Annotated in this window: 10 protein-coding genes; 5 read left to right on the top strand and 5 right to left on the bottom strand. The window is 72.3% G+C overall.

All coding sequences use genetic code 11. From position 1 onward, the window contains the following. The 4 genes from L1885_RS10400 to L1885_RS10385 form a co-directional block, all read right to left on the bottom strand. On the bottom strand, positions 1-2,312 hold a 2,312-nt coding region (locus tag L1885_RS10400; protein WP_235796757.1), incomplete at its 3' end, for a glycoside hydrolase family 31 protein. Beyond that, positions 2,309-3,226, bottom strand: a complete 918-nt coding sequence (locus L1885_RS10395; protein WP_235796756.1) for a carbohydrate ABC transporter permease — start codon at positions 3,224-3,226, stop codon at positions 2,309-2,311. The genes L1885_RS10400 and L1885_RS10395, both read right to left, overlap by 4 nt. Continuing rightward, entirely contained in the window at positions 3,226-4,146 is a 921-nt protein-coding gene (locus L1885_RS10390) for a carbohydrate ABC transporter permease (RefSeq protein WP_235796755.1), read from the bottom strand. Before L1885_RS10390 ends, L1885_RS10395 begins: the two co-directional genes overlap by 1 nt. 35 nt (positions 4,147-4,181) lie before the next feature. Further along, the gene (locus L1885_RS10385; RefSeq protein WP_235796754.1) at positions 4,182-5,495 is read right to left on the bottom strand and encodes an ABC transporter substrate-binding protein; all 1,314 of its coding nucleotides are present in this window, start codon (positions 5,493-5,495) and stop codon (positions 4,182-4,184) included. A gap of 208 nt (positions 5,496-5,703) precedes the next feature. Here L1885_RS10385 and L1885_RS10380 point away from each other — a divergent pair, with 208 nt between their 5' ends. The 3 genes from L1885_RS10380 to L1885_RS10370 all read left to right on the top strand — a co-directional run bounded on the left by L1885_RS10380 (position 5,704) and on the right by L1885_RS10370 (position 12,840). Beyond that, positions 5,704-6,720, top strand: a complete 1,017-nt coding sequence (locus tag L1885_RS10380; RefSeq protein WP_235796753.1) for a LacI family DNA-binding transcriptional regulator — start codon at positions 5,704-5,706, stop codon at positions 6,718-6,720. 203 nt (positions 6,721-6,923) lie between these two features. Then, positions 6,924-8,786, top strand: coding sequence for a glycoside hydrolase family 2 protein (locus L1885_RS10375; protein ID WP_235796752.1), 1,863 nt, complete (start codon positions 6,924-6,926; stop codon positions 8,784-8,786). A gap of 217 nt (positions 8,787-9,003) precedes the next feature. Further along, a complete protein-coding gene (locus L1885_RS10370; protein ID WP_235796751.1) occupies positions 9,004-12,840 on the top strand; it encodes a GH92 family glycosyl hydrolase in 3,837 nt (1,278 codons plus the stop codon). A 121-nt stretch (positions 12,841-12,961) separates the two neighbouring features. Here L1885_RS10370 and L1885_RS28870 read toward each other — a convergent pair whose 3' ends face one another. After that, positions 12,962-13,084 (bottom strand): hypothetical protein, encoded by a 123-nt coding sequence (locus tag L1885_RS28870; protein WP_268983907.1) that lies wholly within the window; start codon positions 13,082-13,084, stop codon positions 12,962-12,964. Between the two features lie 694 nt (positions 13,085-13,778). Here L1885_RS28870 and L1885_RS10365 point away from each other — a divergent pair. Further along, the gene (locus L1885_RS10365; protein WP_235796750.1) at positions 13,779-14,777 is read left to right on the top strand and encodes a TIGR03842 family LLM class F420-dependent oxidoreductase; all 999 of its coding nucleotides are present in this window, start codon (positions 13,779-13,781) and stop codon (positions 14,775-14,777) included. 207 nt (positions 14,778-14,984) lie between these two features. Then, complete coding sequence (gene asnB / locus L1885_RS10360; RefSeq protein WP_235796749.1) at positions 14,985-16,814, top strand: asparagine synthase (glutamine-hydrolyzing); 1,830 nt, start codon at positions 14,985-14,987, stop codon at positions 16,812-16,814. The last annotated feature ends 80 nt before the right edge of the window (positions 16,815-16,894 follow it).

The raw sequence follows: 16,894 nt of genomic DNA, 5'->3' as shown, positions 1-16,894 counted from the left end.
AGCACGGACGGCGGCAGGTCCAGCGCGTGCAGGGCGGCGACCTTCCCGGCGAGCGGCCGCTGCGCGGCGGCCACCTCCCACGCGCGCAGCTTCTGCGGGTTGCCGCACTGGGCCGCCGCCAGCACGCGCCGTACCGCCGCGACCGCCCGATCGTCCGGCGCGACCCGCACGGGCCCCACCTCCACCGTCAGCCCGGCCGCCGCGGCGGCCCGCCCCTCGACGCTGAACCGGCCGTCACCGGTGGCGACGGGGGCCGGCACCCCGTCCACGAGGACCGGGCCCGCCGGGGCCGAGCCGAAGATCGTGACCTTCCAGCTCCGCTCTTCGGGCACCACGCCCCCGGGGCCGCGGGCCGCTCCGACGCGCAGGACGCCCGCGCCGGCGTCCCACTCCAGCGCCGTGGCCACGGTCGCGAGGTCGCTGCCGTCGCCCCGGCCGTCGTCCTCGACCAGGGTGAACGCGCCGTCCTCCCCGGGCGCGACGAGCACCTCGAGCGAGGCCGGGTTCCGGGTGGCGTCCGTCTCGCCGACGGCCGCGAGCGGCAGGATGCCGCCGGCCCGCAGCAGCGCGGGCACGCCGTCGAGCCCCCGGTGAAGCTCCGCCCAGCGGTCCCCGTCGTACGCCGTGGCGGTGAAGATGTCCGTCCACCTCCCCGGCGGCAGCCAGACCCGCACCGCGCCCAGCAGCGTCACGGGGTCGCGCGGCGCGGTGATCGGTGCGACGAGCAGTTCGCTGCCGAAGGCGAACTGGTGGGGCACCTCGTACGCCTCCTCGCGCTCCGGTTCGACGTGGTACATGGGCCGGACGAGCGGAACACCCGCCGCCGCGCGGTGGTTCATCGTGTGCAGGTAGGGCAGGAGCCGGTGGCGCAGGCGGAGCGCGCCGCCCATGGCCTCGCGCGGCTCGCGCGGGAACTCCCAGGGCTCCTTGCGGATGAACGGGTTGTTCGCCGAGTGCAGGCGCAGGACCGGCGAGAACACGCCGAGTTGCAGCCAGCGCGTCGCCAGCTCGTCGTCCCGCACGCCCCGGGTGTGGCCCCCGATGTCGTGACTCCACCAGCCGTAGCCGATGTTGGCGGCCGTCGCCGTGAACTCGGCCTGAAAGGCGAGGGAGGCCCACGAGACGACGGTGTCGCCGGAGAAGCCGATCCCGTAGCGGTGGCTGCCCGGGCCCCCGTAGCGGGAGAACGCCATCGGACGGCGGCCGCCCCGGCCCGAGTCGAGGAAGTGGAAGTGGTTGAGCAGCCACAGCGGATCGACCCCCTCGACCCGGGAGGTGCGGCCCTGCTGCCAGTCGATCCACCAGAAGTCGACGCCCTGCTCCTCCAGCGGATGGTGCAGCACCCGGAAGTACGCCTCGAGGAACGTCCGGTCGGTGGGGTCGAAGGCGATGGGCTCCTTCGAGGCCGGGTCGACACCGACGCTGCGGGCCATCTCGGGGTACGCGTCCTCGAAGGGGCGCACCCCGTCGGCCGGGTGGAGGTTCAGCGTCGTCGTCAGTCCCCGGCGGTGCAGCGCCGCCAAGAACGCCGGCGGGTCGGGGACGAGGCTGCGCTCCCAGGAGTACCCGGTCCAGCCGGATCCGTACTCGGGCGGCACCGAGCCGACGCGGTGCCAGTCCATGTCGATCACGGCGACCGAGAACGGCAGCCGCTCGGCGTCGAAGCGGTCGAACAGGGCGAGGTACGCGTCGGCCGTGTACGGGTGGTAGCGGCTCCACCAGTTGCCGAGAGCCCAGCGGGGCAGCACCGGCGGCGGTCCGGAGAGGCGGTACAGCGCCCGCACCGCCGCCTCGTGGTCGCGGCCGTAGGCGAAGAGGTACAGGTCGCGGCGGCCGGGCCGGCGCGTCGCGATCCACCCGTCCTCCTCGAACAGGAAGGACGCGGAGTCGTCGATCACGGCGACGCCCCGGCGGGACACGACCCCGCCGTCGAGTGCGATGCGGCCGTCCGCGTCGTCGAGCGTCCGGCCGGTGCCGCCGAGGTTGCCCGTCGGCTCCCCGTACCGCCACAGCCCGCCCGACGGGGTCGAGACCGTCAGCCCGCCGGGGCTGAACTCCTCCCGGTCCCAGCGCAGCCGGAAACGGGAGGTCGACACCTCCAGCACGCCGCCGTGCTCCACCGCGGTGAACGCGGGGCTCTCGAAGGCACGGTCGACCGCGAGGGTCGAGGCACGGTCCTCGAACCCCCCGTCCGGGGACCACTCCAGCCGGACGAGCCCGTCGGCGAGCACCGTGAGGCGCCCGTGCCCACCGCGCAGGACCGCCTCCTCGCGGGCCCCGGGACGGGACGGGAACTGCTGCACCAGTGTCACTGCTTCACTGCCCCTTGGGTCACTCCGCTGATCACCCAGCGCTGGGAGACCAGGTAGACGAGTACGGTCGGCGCCATCGCCATGAGGTACGACGCGAACGCGACGTTGTAGTCGGTCCCGAACTGGCTCTGGAAGAGGTTCTGCACGACCGGCAGTGTCTGCAGCGCCGGGTCGGCGGTGATGAGCGAGGGCATCATGTAGTCGTTCCACGAGGCGAGGAAGGCGAAGATGCCCACCGTCGCGTTCATCGGCCCGAGCAGCGGCATGATCACACGCCAGAAGATCTGCCAGGTCGACGCGCCGTCGATGCGCGCGCTCTCCTCCAGCGAGCCCGGCACGGACCGCAGGAACGCGCTGTAGAGCAGCACGCTGAACGACAGCTGGAAGACGATGTGCAGCAGGGCCACGCCGACGGGGTTGTCGATGCCCAGCAGCGCGGTGAGCTTGATCTGCGGGAGCGCCACGACGGGGAAGGGCAGGAACATGGCGCCCAGCAGGTAGAAGAACGACCACCGGAACATCCGCACCCGCCAGTTGCGGGCGATCGCGTAGGCCGCCAGGGAGCTGAGCAGCAGCGTCCCGGCCACCGTCGCGGCCGCGACGGCCAGGGAGATGCCGAACGAGACGGGGAACCGCGTCAGCCGCCACGCCACGGCGAAGCTGTGCGCGTCCGGCGGCCAGGGCAGGGAGAAGGCGTTTCCGGACGCGGCGGCGGACGCCGACTTGAGCGACATCGACACCGTCACGTACAGCGGGACGAGCACTCCCAGCGCGGCGACGCACAGGGCCGCGGTCAGCGGCCAGTTGGGGCCGCGGTGACCGCCCCGGGGGCGGCTGCGGGGGTGCGCCGCGGGCGTGCCGGCGGGCGGCGGGCGGCCGGTGCCGGTCGCGCCGGCCGGATCGGTGAGCGTCATCAGAGTCGCAGGCCCCTTCCGCGGGTGGCCATGAGCTGCAGCAGCGAGACCACGACCGTGAGGACGAAGAACACCGTCGCGTCGGCCATCTGGTACGCGTAGTCGCCGCCGGTGTAGCCCGTGAAGATCGCCATCGCCACGCTGGTCGTGGACGTGCCCGGGCCGCCGTCGGTGAGAGCGACGATGACGTCGAAGGCGTTGAGGTAGCCCTTCAGGCCCAGCACCGTGTTGATCAGGACGAACCCGCTGATCAGCGGCAGCGTCACCGAGCGGAACCGGCGCCACGCGGAGGCGCCGTCCAGGGCGGCGGCCTCGTACAGCTCGCCGGGGATGGACAGCAGCCCGGCGATGTAGATCAGCAGCGCGCCGGGGATCGTCTGCCAGGCGGACACCAGGGCGATGGCCACCCAGGCGAGGTGGGGGTTGCCCAGCACGGACTGTTCGAGGGGGTGCAGACCGAGCGCCCCGGCCACGCTCGGCAGAGTATTGGAGAAGAGGTACGAGAACACGTACGCGACGACGATGCCCGAGATCACCATCGGGATGACGAACACGGTGCGCAGCGCGGCCCGGAACCGGATGCGGCCGGTGAGACCGATCGCGAGCGCCAGCGCGGCGACCTGCGCGACGACCACGGTGACCAGCGCCAGCCCGATCGTGAACTCGTAGGCCGACAGGACCGAGGGGTCGGAGAAGAGGGCGACGTAGTTCGTGAGCCCGGTGAACGACCAGTCCCCGAAGCCCACGTAGTCGGTGAAGCTGTAGAAGATGCCGACCGCGGCGGGCGCCGTCACGAGGGCCGTGAAGAGCACCAGCGTGGGCAGCAGGAAGAAGTAGAAGACCGGTTCGACGCGGCGCCGGCGGGCCGAGGGCCCGCGCGCGGCGGCCGCGCCGCGGGCGAACCGGACGGGGACGGACATGGCACTCCTCCGGACGGGGACGGCGGTTCGGCGGTTCAGTGGGACGTCGGCGAGGAGCGGATCGCGATCCTGCGCCAGTCGCTGTCGAGTTGGCGGAGCATCGCGTCGAAGTCGCCCGTGGCGATGGCGCGTTGTAGGTAGTTGCCGAGCGGGATGGACGGCGGCACGAAGGTGCCGGCCCCCGGGTAGAAGGCCCCGGAGTCGACGTAGGGCTGCAGGCCGGTGAGCCGCGGGTCCCGGGTCGCGGGCGCGTCGGTGGTGACGCCGTAGGCGAGGTTGTCGCGGTTGTAGGCGTCGATGACGGCCGGCTCCATGAGGAAGTCGACCAGCTCGGCCGCCTCGCCGGGGTGCCGGGCCCCGGTGGGGATGTACAGCGCCAGGTCGACGTTGACGCGGGCCTTGCGCTCGTGCGGCCGGTTCGTGACGGGCAGGGGGAACGTCCCGATGTCCAGGTGCGGGTCCACCGTCGCGATCTGCCCGAGGGCCCAGGGGCCCTGGAGGTACATCGCGGCGCGGCCCCGGCCGAAGGCCAGATTGCCGTCGGCGTACGACCTGCTCGCCGCGTCGGGGTTGTAGTACCGCGTCAGCGCGCGCGCCCGCTGCATCGGGACGGCGAAGTCCTTCTGGAACGAGACGGGGGAGTCCGGTCCCACGTCGGTGCCCTGCCGCGCGAGCCGGTCGAAGAAGGACGGGGTGTCGACCAGGCTGCCCACGGAGTAGTCGAACAGCCCCTGCCAGATGGTCCAGGTGTCCCGGCCCGTGGCGTAGATGGGCGTGACCCGCGCGCGCTTCAGCTCCGCGCACACGTCCAGGAACTCGTCCCACGTCGTCGGAACGGGCAGCCCGAGCCGCGCGAAGATGCGCTTGTTGTAGATGACGCCCGCGGCCGCCAGCGAGTAGGGGAGCACACTGGTGCGGCCGGGGTACACGGCGTAGCGCCGCGCGAGCTTCGCCACCTCGGGCTTGATCCGCCGGGCCGCGGGCCGCCCGCCGAGGTCGGAGAGCACGCCCCGCTCGATGTACCGGGCGAGCTCCAGATTGTCGTTGAAGCAGCCCACGTCCGCGGGGTCGTCGCGGACGAACTGCGGCGCGATGAAGCCCGTGTCGTCGTGGATCACGCGGACGCCGGGCCGCTGCCGCTCGAAACGGCGCAGCAACCGGTCGAAGTAGCCCAGGACTTCCTGCTTCTGCTCGTAGAAGCGGATGGTCGTGGCGCCGGCGGACGAGGCCCCGGCGGCGCACCCGCCCAGGGCCAGGCCGCCGAGGAGCGAGCCGCCGGCCGCCAGGAGGCCGCGCCGGGAGACGGGGCGCGCACCGGTGGTCGTGGGGCGCGTCGTGCCGATCGTCATCGTGCCTCCAGTGGTGCCGGAGTGCCCCGTTTGGCGCAAGAGCCGTTCCCGGGCGGCGTGCGGCGAATTTACAGCGCTGTAAAAAAGGGTGTCAACCGTCCGGACGCACCCGGCCGCCGCGGGCGGCAGCGGGGGCAGGCCGCGCGCACTAGGCTCACGGAGCACGCGCCCCGGCGGCGGGGACGGAAGCGATGCGGAGGGAGACGACGTGCGGAGTGTGCGCCTGAGTGACGTCGCGCGGCACGCCGGTGTGTCGACGAAGACCGTCTCGAACGTCGTCCACGGCTACCAGCACGTGCGGCCGAGCACGCGGGAGCGGGTGCAGCGGGCGATCGCCGAGCTGGGCTACCGGCCCGACGCGCGCGGCCGCAGCCTGGCCACCGGCCGCACCCACATGCTCGCCCTGGCGGTGCCCGACCTGCGCAACCCCTACTTCGCCGAACTCGCCCACTCCATCGCGGAAGCGGCCATCGCGCGCGGCTACCGGCTCCTGCTGGAGGAGTCGATGGGCACGCCCGAGGTGGAGCGGGCCGTCCTGTCCGCCGAGGAGGCGGGCCTCGTGGACGGGCTCATCTTCCAGCCCGTGTGGCTGACGTCCGGCGAACTCGCCCAACACAGCAGGGGCGTGCCGGTCGTCCTGCTCGGCGAGAACAGCGCGCCGCTGAGCATGGACCACGTCCGCACCGACAACGTCGCCGCCGCCGCGCACGTGGTGGAGCACCTCCACGCCCTCGGGAGGCGGCGCATCGCCTTCCTCGGAGCCGAGGCACCCGTACCCAGCCAGACGTCGAAACTGCGGCTGATGGGGTATCAGAAGGGCCTGGAGGCATGCGGGTTGCCGGTCGACCCGGCCCTGGTCGTCACGGGCGGCGCCGCCGACGCGGCCAGGGCGTGCGCGGCGCTCGGCGCCGCGTTGGACGCGGGCCTCGCGCCGGACGCCCTGCTGTGCCGGGACGACCTCGCGGCCCTCGGGGCGCTGCGCGCGCTCGGCGAGCGCGGGCTGCGCGTGCCGGAGGACGTGGCGCTCACGGGGTGGGACGACATCGAGGCCGCCACCCACGTGCGGCCGAGCATCACGACCGTCCGCGCCGACGCGGCCCACCTGGCCGGGCGCGCGCTGGACCTGCTCTTCGAGCGCATCGAGGGCTACGACGGCCTCGGTCGGCACGAGTTCATCGGCCACTCGCTCCAGGTCAGGGAGAGCGCGCCGGCCGCGAAGCGGTGACGGGCCGGGCCGGCCGCCGCCGACAGCGGGAGGCCGGTCGCGATCCGGAGGCCGCCACGGCCCCGGCCGGATCCCGTCCCGGGGCGCCCGAACGGGCGCGTGCGCTGCCTCCCGCACCACCCGTGCGACTATTTACAGCGCTGTAAATCGATGTTGGGATGGGGCGGTCCACGCCGCATCGGCTCGCAGACGCAGGAGACCCGATGACCACGTTCCCTTCCCGCCCTACGAGCACCTACGCGCCCGCCGCACCCGGTACCCCCCGCCCCGAGCACCCTCGCCCGTCCTTCGTCAGGGCGGACTGGCTCAACCTCAACGGCACCTGGGAGTTCGCCCGCGACCCGGGCGACAGCGGACTGGAGCGCGGACTTCTCGACGCGCCGCTGCCCGAGCGGATCACCGTCCCGTTCTGCCCGGAGTCGGAGCTGTCCGGCATCGGGGACACCGACTTCCACCACGCGGTCTGGTACCGGCGCCGGGTGCGGATCCCGGCCGAGTGGGCCGGCCGGCGCACGCTGCTGCACTTCGGCGCCGTGGACCACGATGCCACCGTCTGGGTCGACGGCGTCGAAGTGGCCCGCCACAGCGGCGGGTTCACCTCCTTCACCGCCGACCTGGGCGACGTGGTGCGGGCCGGGGAGGAGGCCGTCGTCGTCGTGCGGGCCCGGGACGCGGCACACGGGCCCCAGGCGCGCGGCAAGCAGTCCACCCGCTACGAGAACCACAGCTGCCTCTACACCCGCACGACCGGCATCTGGCAGACCGTCTGGCTGGAGCCGGTGGCCCCCGTCCACTTCGGGCGCCCACGCATCACGCCCGACCTGGGCGGCGGCTGCTTCCACCTGGAGCTGCCCCTCGCCGGCCGGCGAGCCGGGCACACCGTACGCGCCCGGCTCGCCGACGAACGGGGCACCGCCGCCGAGGCCTCCGCACGCGCCGACCTCGACCTCGCCCCGCGCCTCGTACTGCCCGTCCCCGAGGACCGGCGCCGGCCCTGGTGCCCCGAGGACCCGCACCTGTACGAGGTGGTGCTGGAACTCGTCGCCGCGGACGGCACCGTCGTGGACACCGCGACCTGCACCGCGGGCCTGCGCTCCGTCACCCTCGACGGAAAGCGCGTCCTGCTCAACGGGCGGCCCGTCTTCCAGCGGCTCGTGCTGGACCAGGGGTGGTACCCCGACGGCCTGATGACGGCGCCCGACGACGCCGCCCTCGTCCGGGACATCGAGCTGTCCCTCGCCGCGGGCTTCAACGGCGCGCGCCTGCACCAGAAGGTCTTCGAGGAGCGCTTCCTGCACCACGCCGACCGGCTGGGCTACCTGGTGTGGGGGGAGTTCGGCGACTGGGGCGCCTCCGAGCGCCCCGTCGGGGAGGACAACCAGCAGCCGACGGCCGGGTTCGTGGCCCAGTGGCTGGAGGCGGTGGAACGGGACTACTCCCACCCCTCCGTCGTCGGATGGTGCCCGCTCAACGAGACGCGCCAGCTCCTGACCGACCGCACCGCCGTGCTGGACGACGTGACCCGCGCGATGTTCCTCGCCACCAAGGCGCACGACACGTCCCGGCCCGTCCTCGACGCGTCCGGCTACGCGCACCGCGTTCCGGAGGCGGACGTGTACGACGCGCACTGCTACGAACAGGACCCCGAGGCCTTCCGCGCCCTCATGGGCGGGCTGGAGAGCGACGAGCCGTTCGTCAACCCGCAGGACGAGACGCCCGGGGTGGTGTGGTCGGTGCCGTACCGCGGACAGCCTTACTTCTGCAGCGAGTTCGGCGGGATCTGGTGGAACCCGGAGGAGGTGGAGATCACCGGCGACGACCGCGACGTGTCCTGGGGCTACGGCCGCAGGCCCCGAGACGAGGAGGAGTTCCACCGCCGGTTCGAGGGCCTGACGGGGGTACTGCTGGAGGACCGGCACATGTTCGGCTACTGCTACACGCAGTTGACGGACGTCTTCCAGGAGCAGAACGGAATCTACCGGTTCGACCGCTCGCCGAAGCTCGACGTGGCGCGCGTGCGCGCCGCGCAGCAACGGTCCGCGGCCTTCGAGACCGAGGGCCCCTGAGGCGGCCGGCACCGCGGACGCGACCGGCCGCCACCGGGAGAGGCGGCGAGGGGCGAAGGGCCCGCTCCGAGCCGGCCGGGGCCCGCGCGCCCCCGCGTGTGTCCTGACCACCTGTGAGAAACCCGTGCATCACCCTTGACTGACGGCACTCCCGCCCGCCTAGGGTGACTCGACAGGTTCCTGACAACGTTGTCCTACTCCATAGGGGAGTTCACGCATGCAGCACCCGCACCCCCCAGGCCGCCACCGCAGGCGGAGACGGGCTCTCACCGTGGGCCTGGCCGCGCTGGCGCTCGTGGCCTCGGCGCAGGGCGGCGCGCTCGCCGCCTCGGCGGCCGCCGGGCACAAGGCCGAGACGGCCTTCAGCTCCTCGTTCGAGTCCGGTGACCCGGCCCCCACGTGGACCGACACGGCCGAGCAGGGCCCCGGGGGCAAGCCCAGGGTCTCGGGCGTCGACGGCGCGTTCACGAGCGGGGTCGCCGGCAACCTCAACGACCACGTGACCGCGGTCGCCGCGAGCGACGAGAACACGCAGGGCGGCGAGGTCGCGCGCAACCTCACCGACGGCGACTCGTCCAGCAAGTGGCTCGCCTTCACGCCGACGGCCTGGGTCACCCTCGACCTCGACGCGCCGGCCGCCCTGACGGGCTACGCGATGACCTCCGCGAACGACCACGCGGAGCGCGACCCCAAGTCCTGGATGCTGGAGGGCTCCACGGACGGCAAGGACTGGAAGACGCTCGACACGCAGTCCGCCGGCTCCTTCGCCAAGCGGCTGCAGACGGAGAGCTTCGACCTCGACGGCACTCCGGCCGCCTACGCGCACTACCGGCTGGAGATCACCGCGAACAACGGCGCCACCGACGCCACCCAGCTGGCGGACCTCCAGCTCGTCTCGGGCACCTCGGACACCCCGCCGGCCCCGCAGATGCTCACGCGCCTCGACAAGGGCCCGAACGCCTCGCCGACTGCCAAGGTCGGAATGGGCTTCACGGGCAAGAGCGCGCTGCGCTACGCCGGTTCGCAGACGGCCGCGGGCCGCGGCTACTCGTACAACAAGATCTACAAGGTGGACGTGGCCGTGCGCCGCAACACCCAGCTCTCGTACGAGATCTTCCCCGCGATGGCGAACGGCGACCTCGACTACCAGGCCACCAACGTCGCGGTCGACCTCGCGTTCACCGACGGCACGTACCTCAGCGACCTCGGCGCGATCGACCAGAACGGCTTCGGGCTCAGCCCGCGCGGCCAGGGCGACTCCAAGTCCCTGTACGTGAACCAGTGGAACCACCGGGTCTCCCGGATCGGTGACGTCGCCGCCGGCAAGACGGTCTCGCGCATCCTCGTCGCGTACGACGCGCCCAAGGGCCCGGCGAAGTTCCAGGGCTGGGTGGACGACATCGGCCTCGCACTGGCGCCGCCCGCCAAGCCGAAGGCGCACCTCGCGGACTACGCGCTGACCACCCGCGGCACCAACTCCACGGGCAGCTTCTCGCGCGGCAACAACTTCCCCGCCACCGCGGTGCCGAACGGCTTCAACTTCTGGACGCCCGTCACCGACGCGAGCTCCGACAGCTGGCTGTACAACTACGCCAACCAGAACAACGCCGAGAACCTGCCGCAGATGCAGGCGATCGGGCTCAGCCACGAGCCGAGCCCGTGGATGGGCGACCGGCAGACCTTCCAGGTGATGCCGTCCGCCACGGCGGGCAAGCCCGACACCTCGCGCGCCGGACGGGCGCTGCCCTTCCGCCACGACAACGAGGAGGCGCGGCCCTACGAGTACGGCGTCACCTTCGAGAACGGCCTGAAGGCACAGGTCGCGCCGACCGACCACGCGGCTGTCATGCGCTTCACGTTCCCCGGCGACGACGCCTCCGTCGTCTTCGACAACGTCTCCCAGCAGGGCGGCCTGACCCTCGACAAGGACACCGGCACCTTCACCGGCTACTCCGACGTCAAGAGCGGCCTGTCGACCGGCGCCACGCGGCTGTTCGTGTACGGCACGTTCGACGCGCCCGTCACCGACAGCAGTTCGAGCGGCGTCACGGGCTACATGACGTTCGCCCCGAAGCACGGGCACACCGTCACGCTGCGGATGGCGACCTCGCTGATCGGCATCGACCAGGCCAAGGCCAACCTGGCCCAGGAGATCCCGGCCGGCACGTCGTACGAGAAGGTCCGCGACGCGGCCCGCGCGCAGTGGGACAAGCTGATGGGCCGGATCACGGTGAAGGGCGCGAGCGAGGACCAGCTCACCACGCTCTACTCCAACATGTACCGGCTCTACCTGTACCCGAACTCCGGTTTCGAGAACACCGGTTCGAAGAAGAAGCCGGTGTACCGGTACGCCAGCCCCTTCTCCGCGATGCCCGGCCCCGACACCGCCACGCACACCGGCGCGAAGATCGTCGACGGCAAGGTGTACGTGAACAACGGCTTCTGGGACACCTACCGGACGACGTGGCCCGCGTACTCCCTGCTCACCCCCGAGAAGGCCGGCGAGATGGTCGACGGGTTCGTGCAGCAGTACAAGGACGGCGGCTGGACCTCGCGCTGGTCCTCGCCCGGCTACGCGGACCTGATGACCGGCACGTCCTCCGACGTCGCCTTCGCGGACGCCTACGTCAAGGGCGTGAAGTTCGACGCCGAGGCGGCCTACGACGCGGCGGTGAAGAACGCCACCGTCGTCCCGCCCTCCTCGGGCGTCGGCCGCAAGGGCATGACGACCTCCCCGTTCCTCGGCTACACCTCCACCAGCACGGGGGAAGGCTTCTCCTGGGCGATGGAGGGCTACGTCAACGACTACGGCATCTCCCAGATGGGCAAGGCGCTGTACGCGAAGACGGGCAAGAAGCGGTACAAGGAGGAGTCCGCGTACTTCCTCAACCGCGCCCAGGACTTCGTCGAGCTGTACGACAAGCAGGTCGGCTTCTTCCAGGGCCGTGACGACAAGGGCAACTGGCACCTCCCGGCCGACCAGTACGACCCGCGCAACTGGGGCGGCGACTACACCGAGAGCAACGGCTGGGGCTACTCGTTCACGGTGCCGCAGGACACCCGCGGCCTCGCGGACGTCTACGGCGGCAGGGCCGGGCTCGCGAAGAAGCTCGACACGTTCTTCTCCACGCCCGAGACCGCCGAGTTCCCCGGTGCCTACGGCGGCGTCATCCACGAGATGACCGAGGCCAGGGACACCCGCATGGGCGAACTGGGCCAGAGCAACCAGCCCGCGCACGGCATCACGTACATGTACGACGCGGCCGGCCAGCCCTACAAGACGCAGGCGAAGGTCCGCGAGGTGCTGTCGCGCCTGTACACGGGAAGCGACATCGGGCAGGGCTACCACGGCGACGAGGACAACGGCGAGCAGTCTGCCTGGTACATCTTCTCCTCGCTCGGCTTCTACCCGCTCGTCATGGGCAGCGGTGACTACAGCATCGGCTCCCCGCTGTTCACGCAGGCCACCCTGCACCTGGACAACGGGCGGACGCTGACCGTCAACGCGCCGAAGAACAACTCCCGCAACGTCTACATCCAGGGAGTCAAGTTCAACGGCAAGCGCTGGGACTCCACTTCGCTCCCGCACGACCTGCTGGTCAAGGGCGGAACGCTGGACTTCGCGATGGGTCCGAACCCGTCGGCGTGGGGCAGCGGCGAGAAGGACGGCCCGACCTCCATCACGAAGGGCGACACGGCGCCCCAGCCGCGCACCGACGCCCTGTCGGGTGCGGGCGCCCTCTTCGACAACACGTCCGCCACGTCGGCCACGTTCACGGCGACGGACCTGCCGCTGGGCACGACCGGCGACGCGGTGGAGGGCACCCAGTACACGCTGACGTCCGCCGACCACACCAAGGCGCCCGACGGCTGGGTGCTGCAGGGCTCCACGGACAACAGCCACTGGACGACGGTGGACAAGCGCTCGGGCCAGTCCTTCACGTGGGACAAGCAGACCCGGCCGTTCACCGTGGCGCACCCCGGCGCGTACACGCACTACCGGCTGGTGGCCGACCACGAGAGCACGCTCGCGGAGGTGGAACTCCTGCACTGACGGCGCGCCACCGACAGGGCCCCGGGATCCCGCCGCACGCCGGCGGGGCCCCGGGGCCCTTGCGTCGTGGCGGCGGGCCTCCCGGGCGCCGCCGTACCCCGCCGCGCCCCCGCCGCGCCCGCTACGCGTCGTCCTTGGGGTCCTCCCGCTTGCGGTAGGTCGGCCCCCCGCTCATGAAGAGGAAGAGCAGGACGACGATGGCGATGACGGCCAGCGAGAACCCGATGGCTTCCAGTGCCCTCATGAGCGCTCCTTGCTGGTGAGGCCTGCGCCGGACGCGGGCCGCCCGGGCACGGACGCCCGGCACTCCTCCCGCCCGCGGCCCATCCACCGTCTCACGGCTCCCGGATCCCGGCAGGTCGGACCGGGCCGGACCGGGCCCCGCCGGCACGGCCCGGCCCGGCCCGCGCCGCACGCGGCGCCTCGACGTCGTCTTCCCCGGTCCCCGGGCGTGCGCCCGGGGCGTGCGTGTGTGGCGGAATGCGCCGGTACCGGGCGGTCTCGACGGGGTCCGTCCGCTCTGCTTCACTGGCCGCGCCGGGACCGGGCCCGAACCCGGCAGAGAGAGCGCGCCCGGCGCCGTCGCACGGCGGGGAGCCAGGGAGCGGAGGGCGCAGGGAAACGCCGAGGGGGCGGGCGAGCGGAGGGCGCAGGGAAACGGCGAGGGGGCGGGCGAGCGGAGGGCGCAGGGAAGCGGCGAGCAGGGGAGAGGGGCACCGGCGGGGCAAACGGCTGACGGGGCCCGCGGGACGGCCTGCCGCCGTGCGAAACCGCGGCCGAGGGAAGAGAGTCCAGTCCAGGCCCTGCCCACGCCCGTCGCCCGCTGCCGCGCCCGGACCCGGCCGCCGCTCCACGCGGCCCGGAGCCGGCCGGCCCACCGGCCGCCGCGACCGGCACCGCCCGGGCCGGCCGGCCCGTAAGACCAGGAGGAACGCCCGATGGATTTCGGCCTTGTCCTGCAGACCGACCCGCCCGCGAGCGCCGTCGTGGATCTCATGCTCCGCGCGGAGCGTGCGGGATTCAGCCACGGCTGGACCTTCGACTCGGCAGTGCTGTGGCAGGAGCCGTTCGTGATCCACAGCCGGATCCTCGCCGGGACGAGCCGGCTGGTCGTCGGCCCGATGGTGACCAATCCGGGCACGCGCACCTGGGAGGTCACGGCGTCGACGTTCGCGACCCTCAACGAGATGTACGGCAACCGGACCGTGTGCGGCATCGGGCGGGGGGACTCCGCGATGCGGGTGGCGGGCCGCGCCCCGAACACGCTGGCCCGGCTCGGCGAGGCGATCGGCGTGATCCGCGATCTCGCGGAGGGGCGCGAGGCGCTCGTCGACGACCGGCCGCTGCGACTGCCGTGGGTTCGCGGGGGACGGCTTCCGGTCTGGATGGGCGCCTACGGGCCGAAGGCGCTCGCGCTCGCGGGCCGCGTGGCGGACGGGCTGATCCTCCAGCTCGCGGACCCGTACCTGACGGAGTGGATGATCAAGGCGGCCCGCACCGCCGCCGCCGAGGCGGGACGCGATCCGGCGGCACTCACGGTCTGCGTGGCGGCGCCCGCGTACGTGAGCGAGGACCTGGAGCACGCGCGCGAGCAGTGCCGCTGGTTCGGCGGGATGGTGGGCAACCACGTCGCCGACCTCGTGGCCCGCTACGGCGCGCACTCGGACGCCGTGCCGGCCGAGTTGACGGACTACGTCGAGCGCCGGCAGGGCTACGACTACGCGCACCACGGCCGCGCCGGGAACCCGTCGACCGATTTCGTCCCCGACGACATCGTGGACCGCTTCTGCGTCCTCGGCGACGCGGCTGCGCACATCGCCAAGCTGAGCGCCCTGCGCGACCTCGGCGTCGACCAGTTCGCGGTGTACGACATGCACGACGCGAAGGAGTCGACCATCGACGTCTACGGGGAGCGGATCATCCCGGCGCTGGGCTGAAGGGGCCATGGGGAAGGGGCCACCGGGGCAGGCCAATTGTCGGGCTTTCCCGGTCTACCCTCCCGCCCCGGTCCGCCAACGGAGGTGACCAGAGCTTTACCTGTTAGAAACACCACGTGACGGAGTCGTGCCTCTCAGGTGTCAACGGGCGAGCCGGATGGGAAGTGGTTTGCCCAGGCAACCTTTGCGAGAGGAATGGTATTCACCATGTGCGGCATCACGGGATGGGTCGCCTACCGGCGCGACCTGAGCGAGCACCGGCACGACGTCGAGGCGATGACCGAGACCATGTCCTGCCGCGGGCCGGACGCCGAGGGCACCTGGATCGACCACCACGCGGCCCTCGGCCACCGGCGGCTGGCCGTCATCGACCTCCCAGGTGGGGCGCAGCCGATGACGGTCACGACCCCAGACGGCGACGTCTCCATGGTCTACTCCGGCGAGGCGTACAACTTCACGGAACTGCGCGAGGAACTGCGGCGCGCGGGCCACCGGTTCGACACCGACTCGGACACGGAGGTCGTGCTGCACGGCTACCTCGAATGGGGTGACGCGCTCGTCGACCACCTCAACGGCATGTACGCGTTCGCAATCTGGGACGCCCGCACCGAGCGGCTCGTCATGATCCGCGACCGGATGGGGATCAAGCCGTTCTACTACTACGAGACCGACGACGGGGTCCTGTTCGGCTCCGAGCCGAAGGCGATCCTCGCCAATCCGCTGGCCCGCCGGGTGGTCGGCCTCGACGGGCTGCGCGAGCTGTTCTCGTTCTCCAAGACGCCCGGCGCGGCCGTGTGGGAGGGCATGGCGGAGGTCAGGCCCGGCGAGATCATCACGCTCGACCGGGACGGCCTGCACCGCCGCACGTACTGGCGGCTGCGCTCCGAGCCGCACACCGACAGCCGCGACGAAACGGTGGCGCACGTACGGGAGCTGCTGGACGACATCGTCCAGCGGCAGCTCGTCGCGGACGTGCCGCGCTGCACGCTGCTCTCCGGCGGCCTCGACTCGTCGGCCCTCACCGCCCTCGCGGCGCTCCACCTCGCGCCGCAGGGCGAGACCGTGCGCAGCTTCGCCGTCGACTTCCCCGACCAGGACAAGCACTTCCAGGCGATCGACATCGCCCCGACGCAGGACACCCCCTACGTGCACGCGGTGGCCGAGCACCTCGGCAACACGCACCAGGACATCATCCTCGACGGCGCCGCGCTGTCGGCTCCCGCGGTGCGCCGGGCGGCGGTCGGCGCGCGGGACCTGCCGATGGGCATAGGCGACCGGGACAACTCGCTCTACCTGCTCTTCGCCGCCGTGCGCAAGCACTCCACCGTCGCGCTCTCCGGCGAGTCGGCGGACGAGGTCTTCGGCGGCTACCCGTGGTTCCACGACGAGCGGCGGTACGCCGACACGTTCCCGTGGATGGCGGGGACGCCGTCCATCGGCGGGTCGGCCGGGCAGGTCAGCGACGACCTCGCGCCGACGCTCGACCTCGCCGGGTTCGTCGCCGACAGCTACCGCACCGCGGTGTCCGAGGCGCCGCTGCTGGACGGCGAGACGGGCCTCGACGCCCGGATGCGGGTCGTCAGCCACCTCCACCTGACCCGCATGGTCCAGACGCTGCTGGACCGCAAGGACCGGATGAGCATGGCGGTGGGGCTGGAGGTCCGCGTGCCGTTCTGCGACCACCGGCTCGTGCAGTACGTCTTCAACACGCCCTGGTCGCTCAAGACGTTCGACGGCCGGGAGAAGAGCCTGCTGCGCGCGGCGACCCGCGAGGTCCTGCCGGAGGCGGTCGTGAACCGCAAGAAGAGCGGATACCCCGGCACGTTCGACCCGAGCTACGTGACGGCCATCCAGGACCAGGCGGCCGAACTCCTCACCGGGCAGCACCCCGCGGTCGACCTGCTGAACAGGCAGAACCTCGCGGAGGCGACCACCGTCTCGCCCGAGGACATCACGCAGCAGCAGCGCATGGTCCTGGAGCGCGCCCTGGACCTCGGCACCTGGTTCAACACGTACAACCCGACCGTGCGGGTGTGACGCCCGGGCCCCGGCCGCCGGCGCCGACCTGACGGCGGTGCGGGCGGCGCGGTGCGGGGGTGCGGGGCGCAGGCGGTGCG

It is taken from the genome of Streptomyces fuscigenes (genome assembly GCF_021556455.1).
Classification (GTDB): Bacteria; Actinomycetota; Actinomycetes; order Streptomycetales; family Streptomycetaceae; genus Streptomyces; species Streptomyces fuscigenes.
Note: the sequence above shows the minus strand (reverse complement) of the source record. Positions and strands in the feature narration are given on the sequence as shown.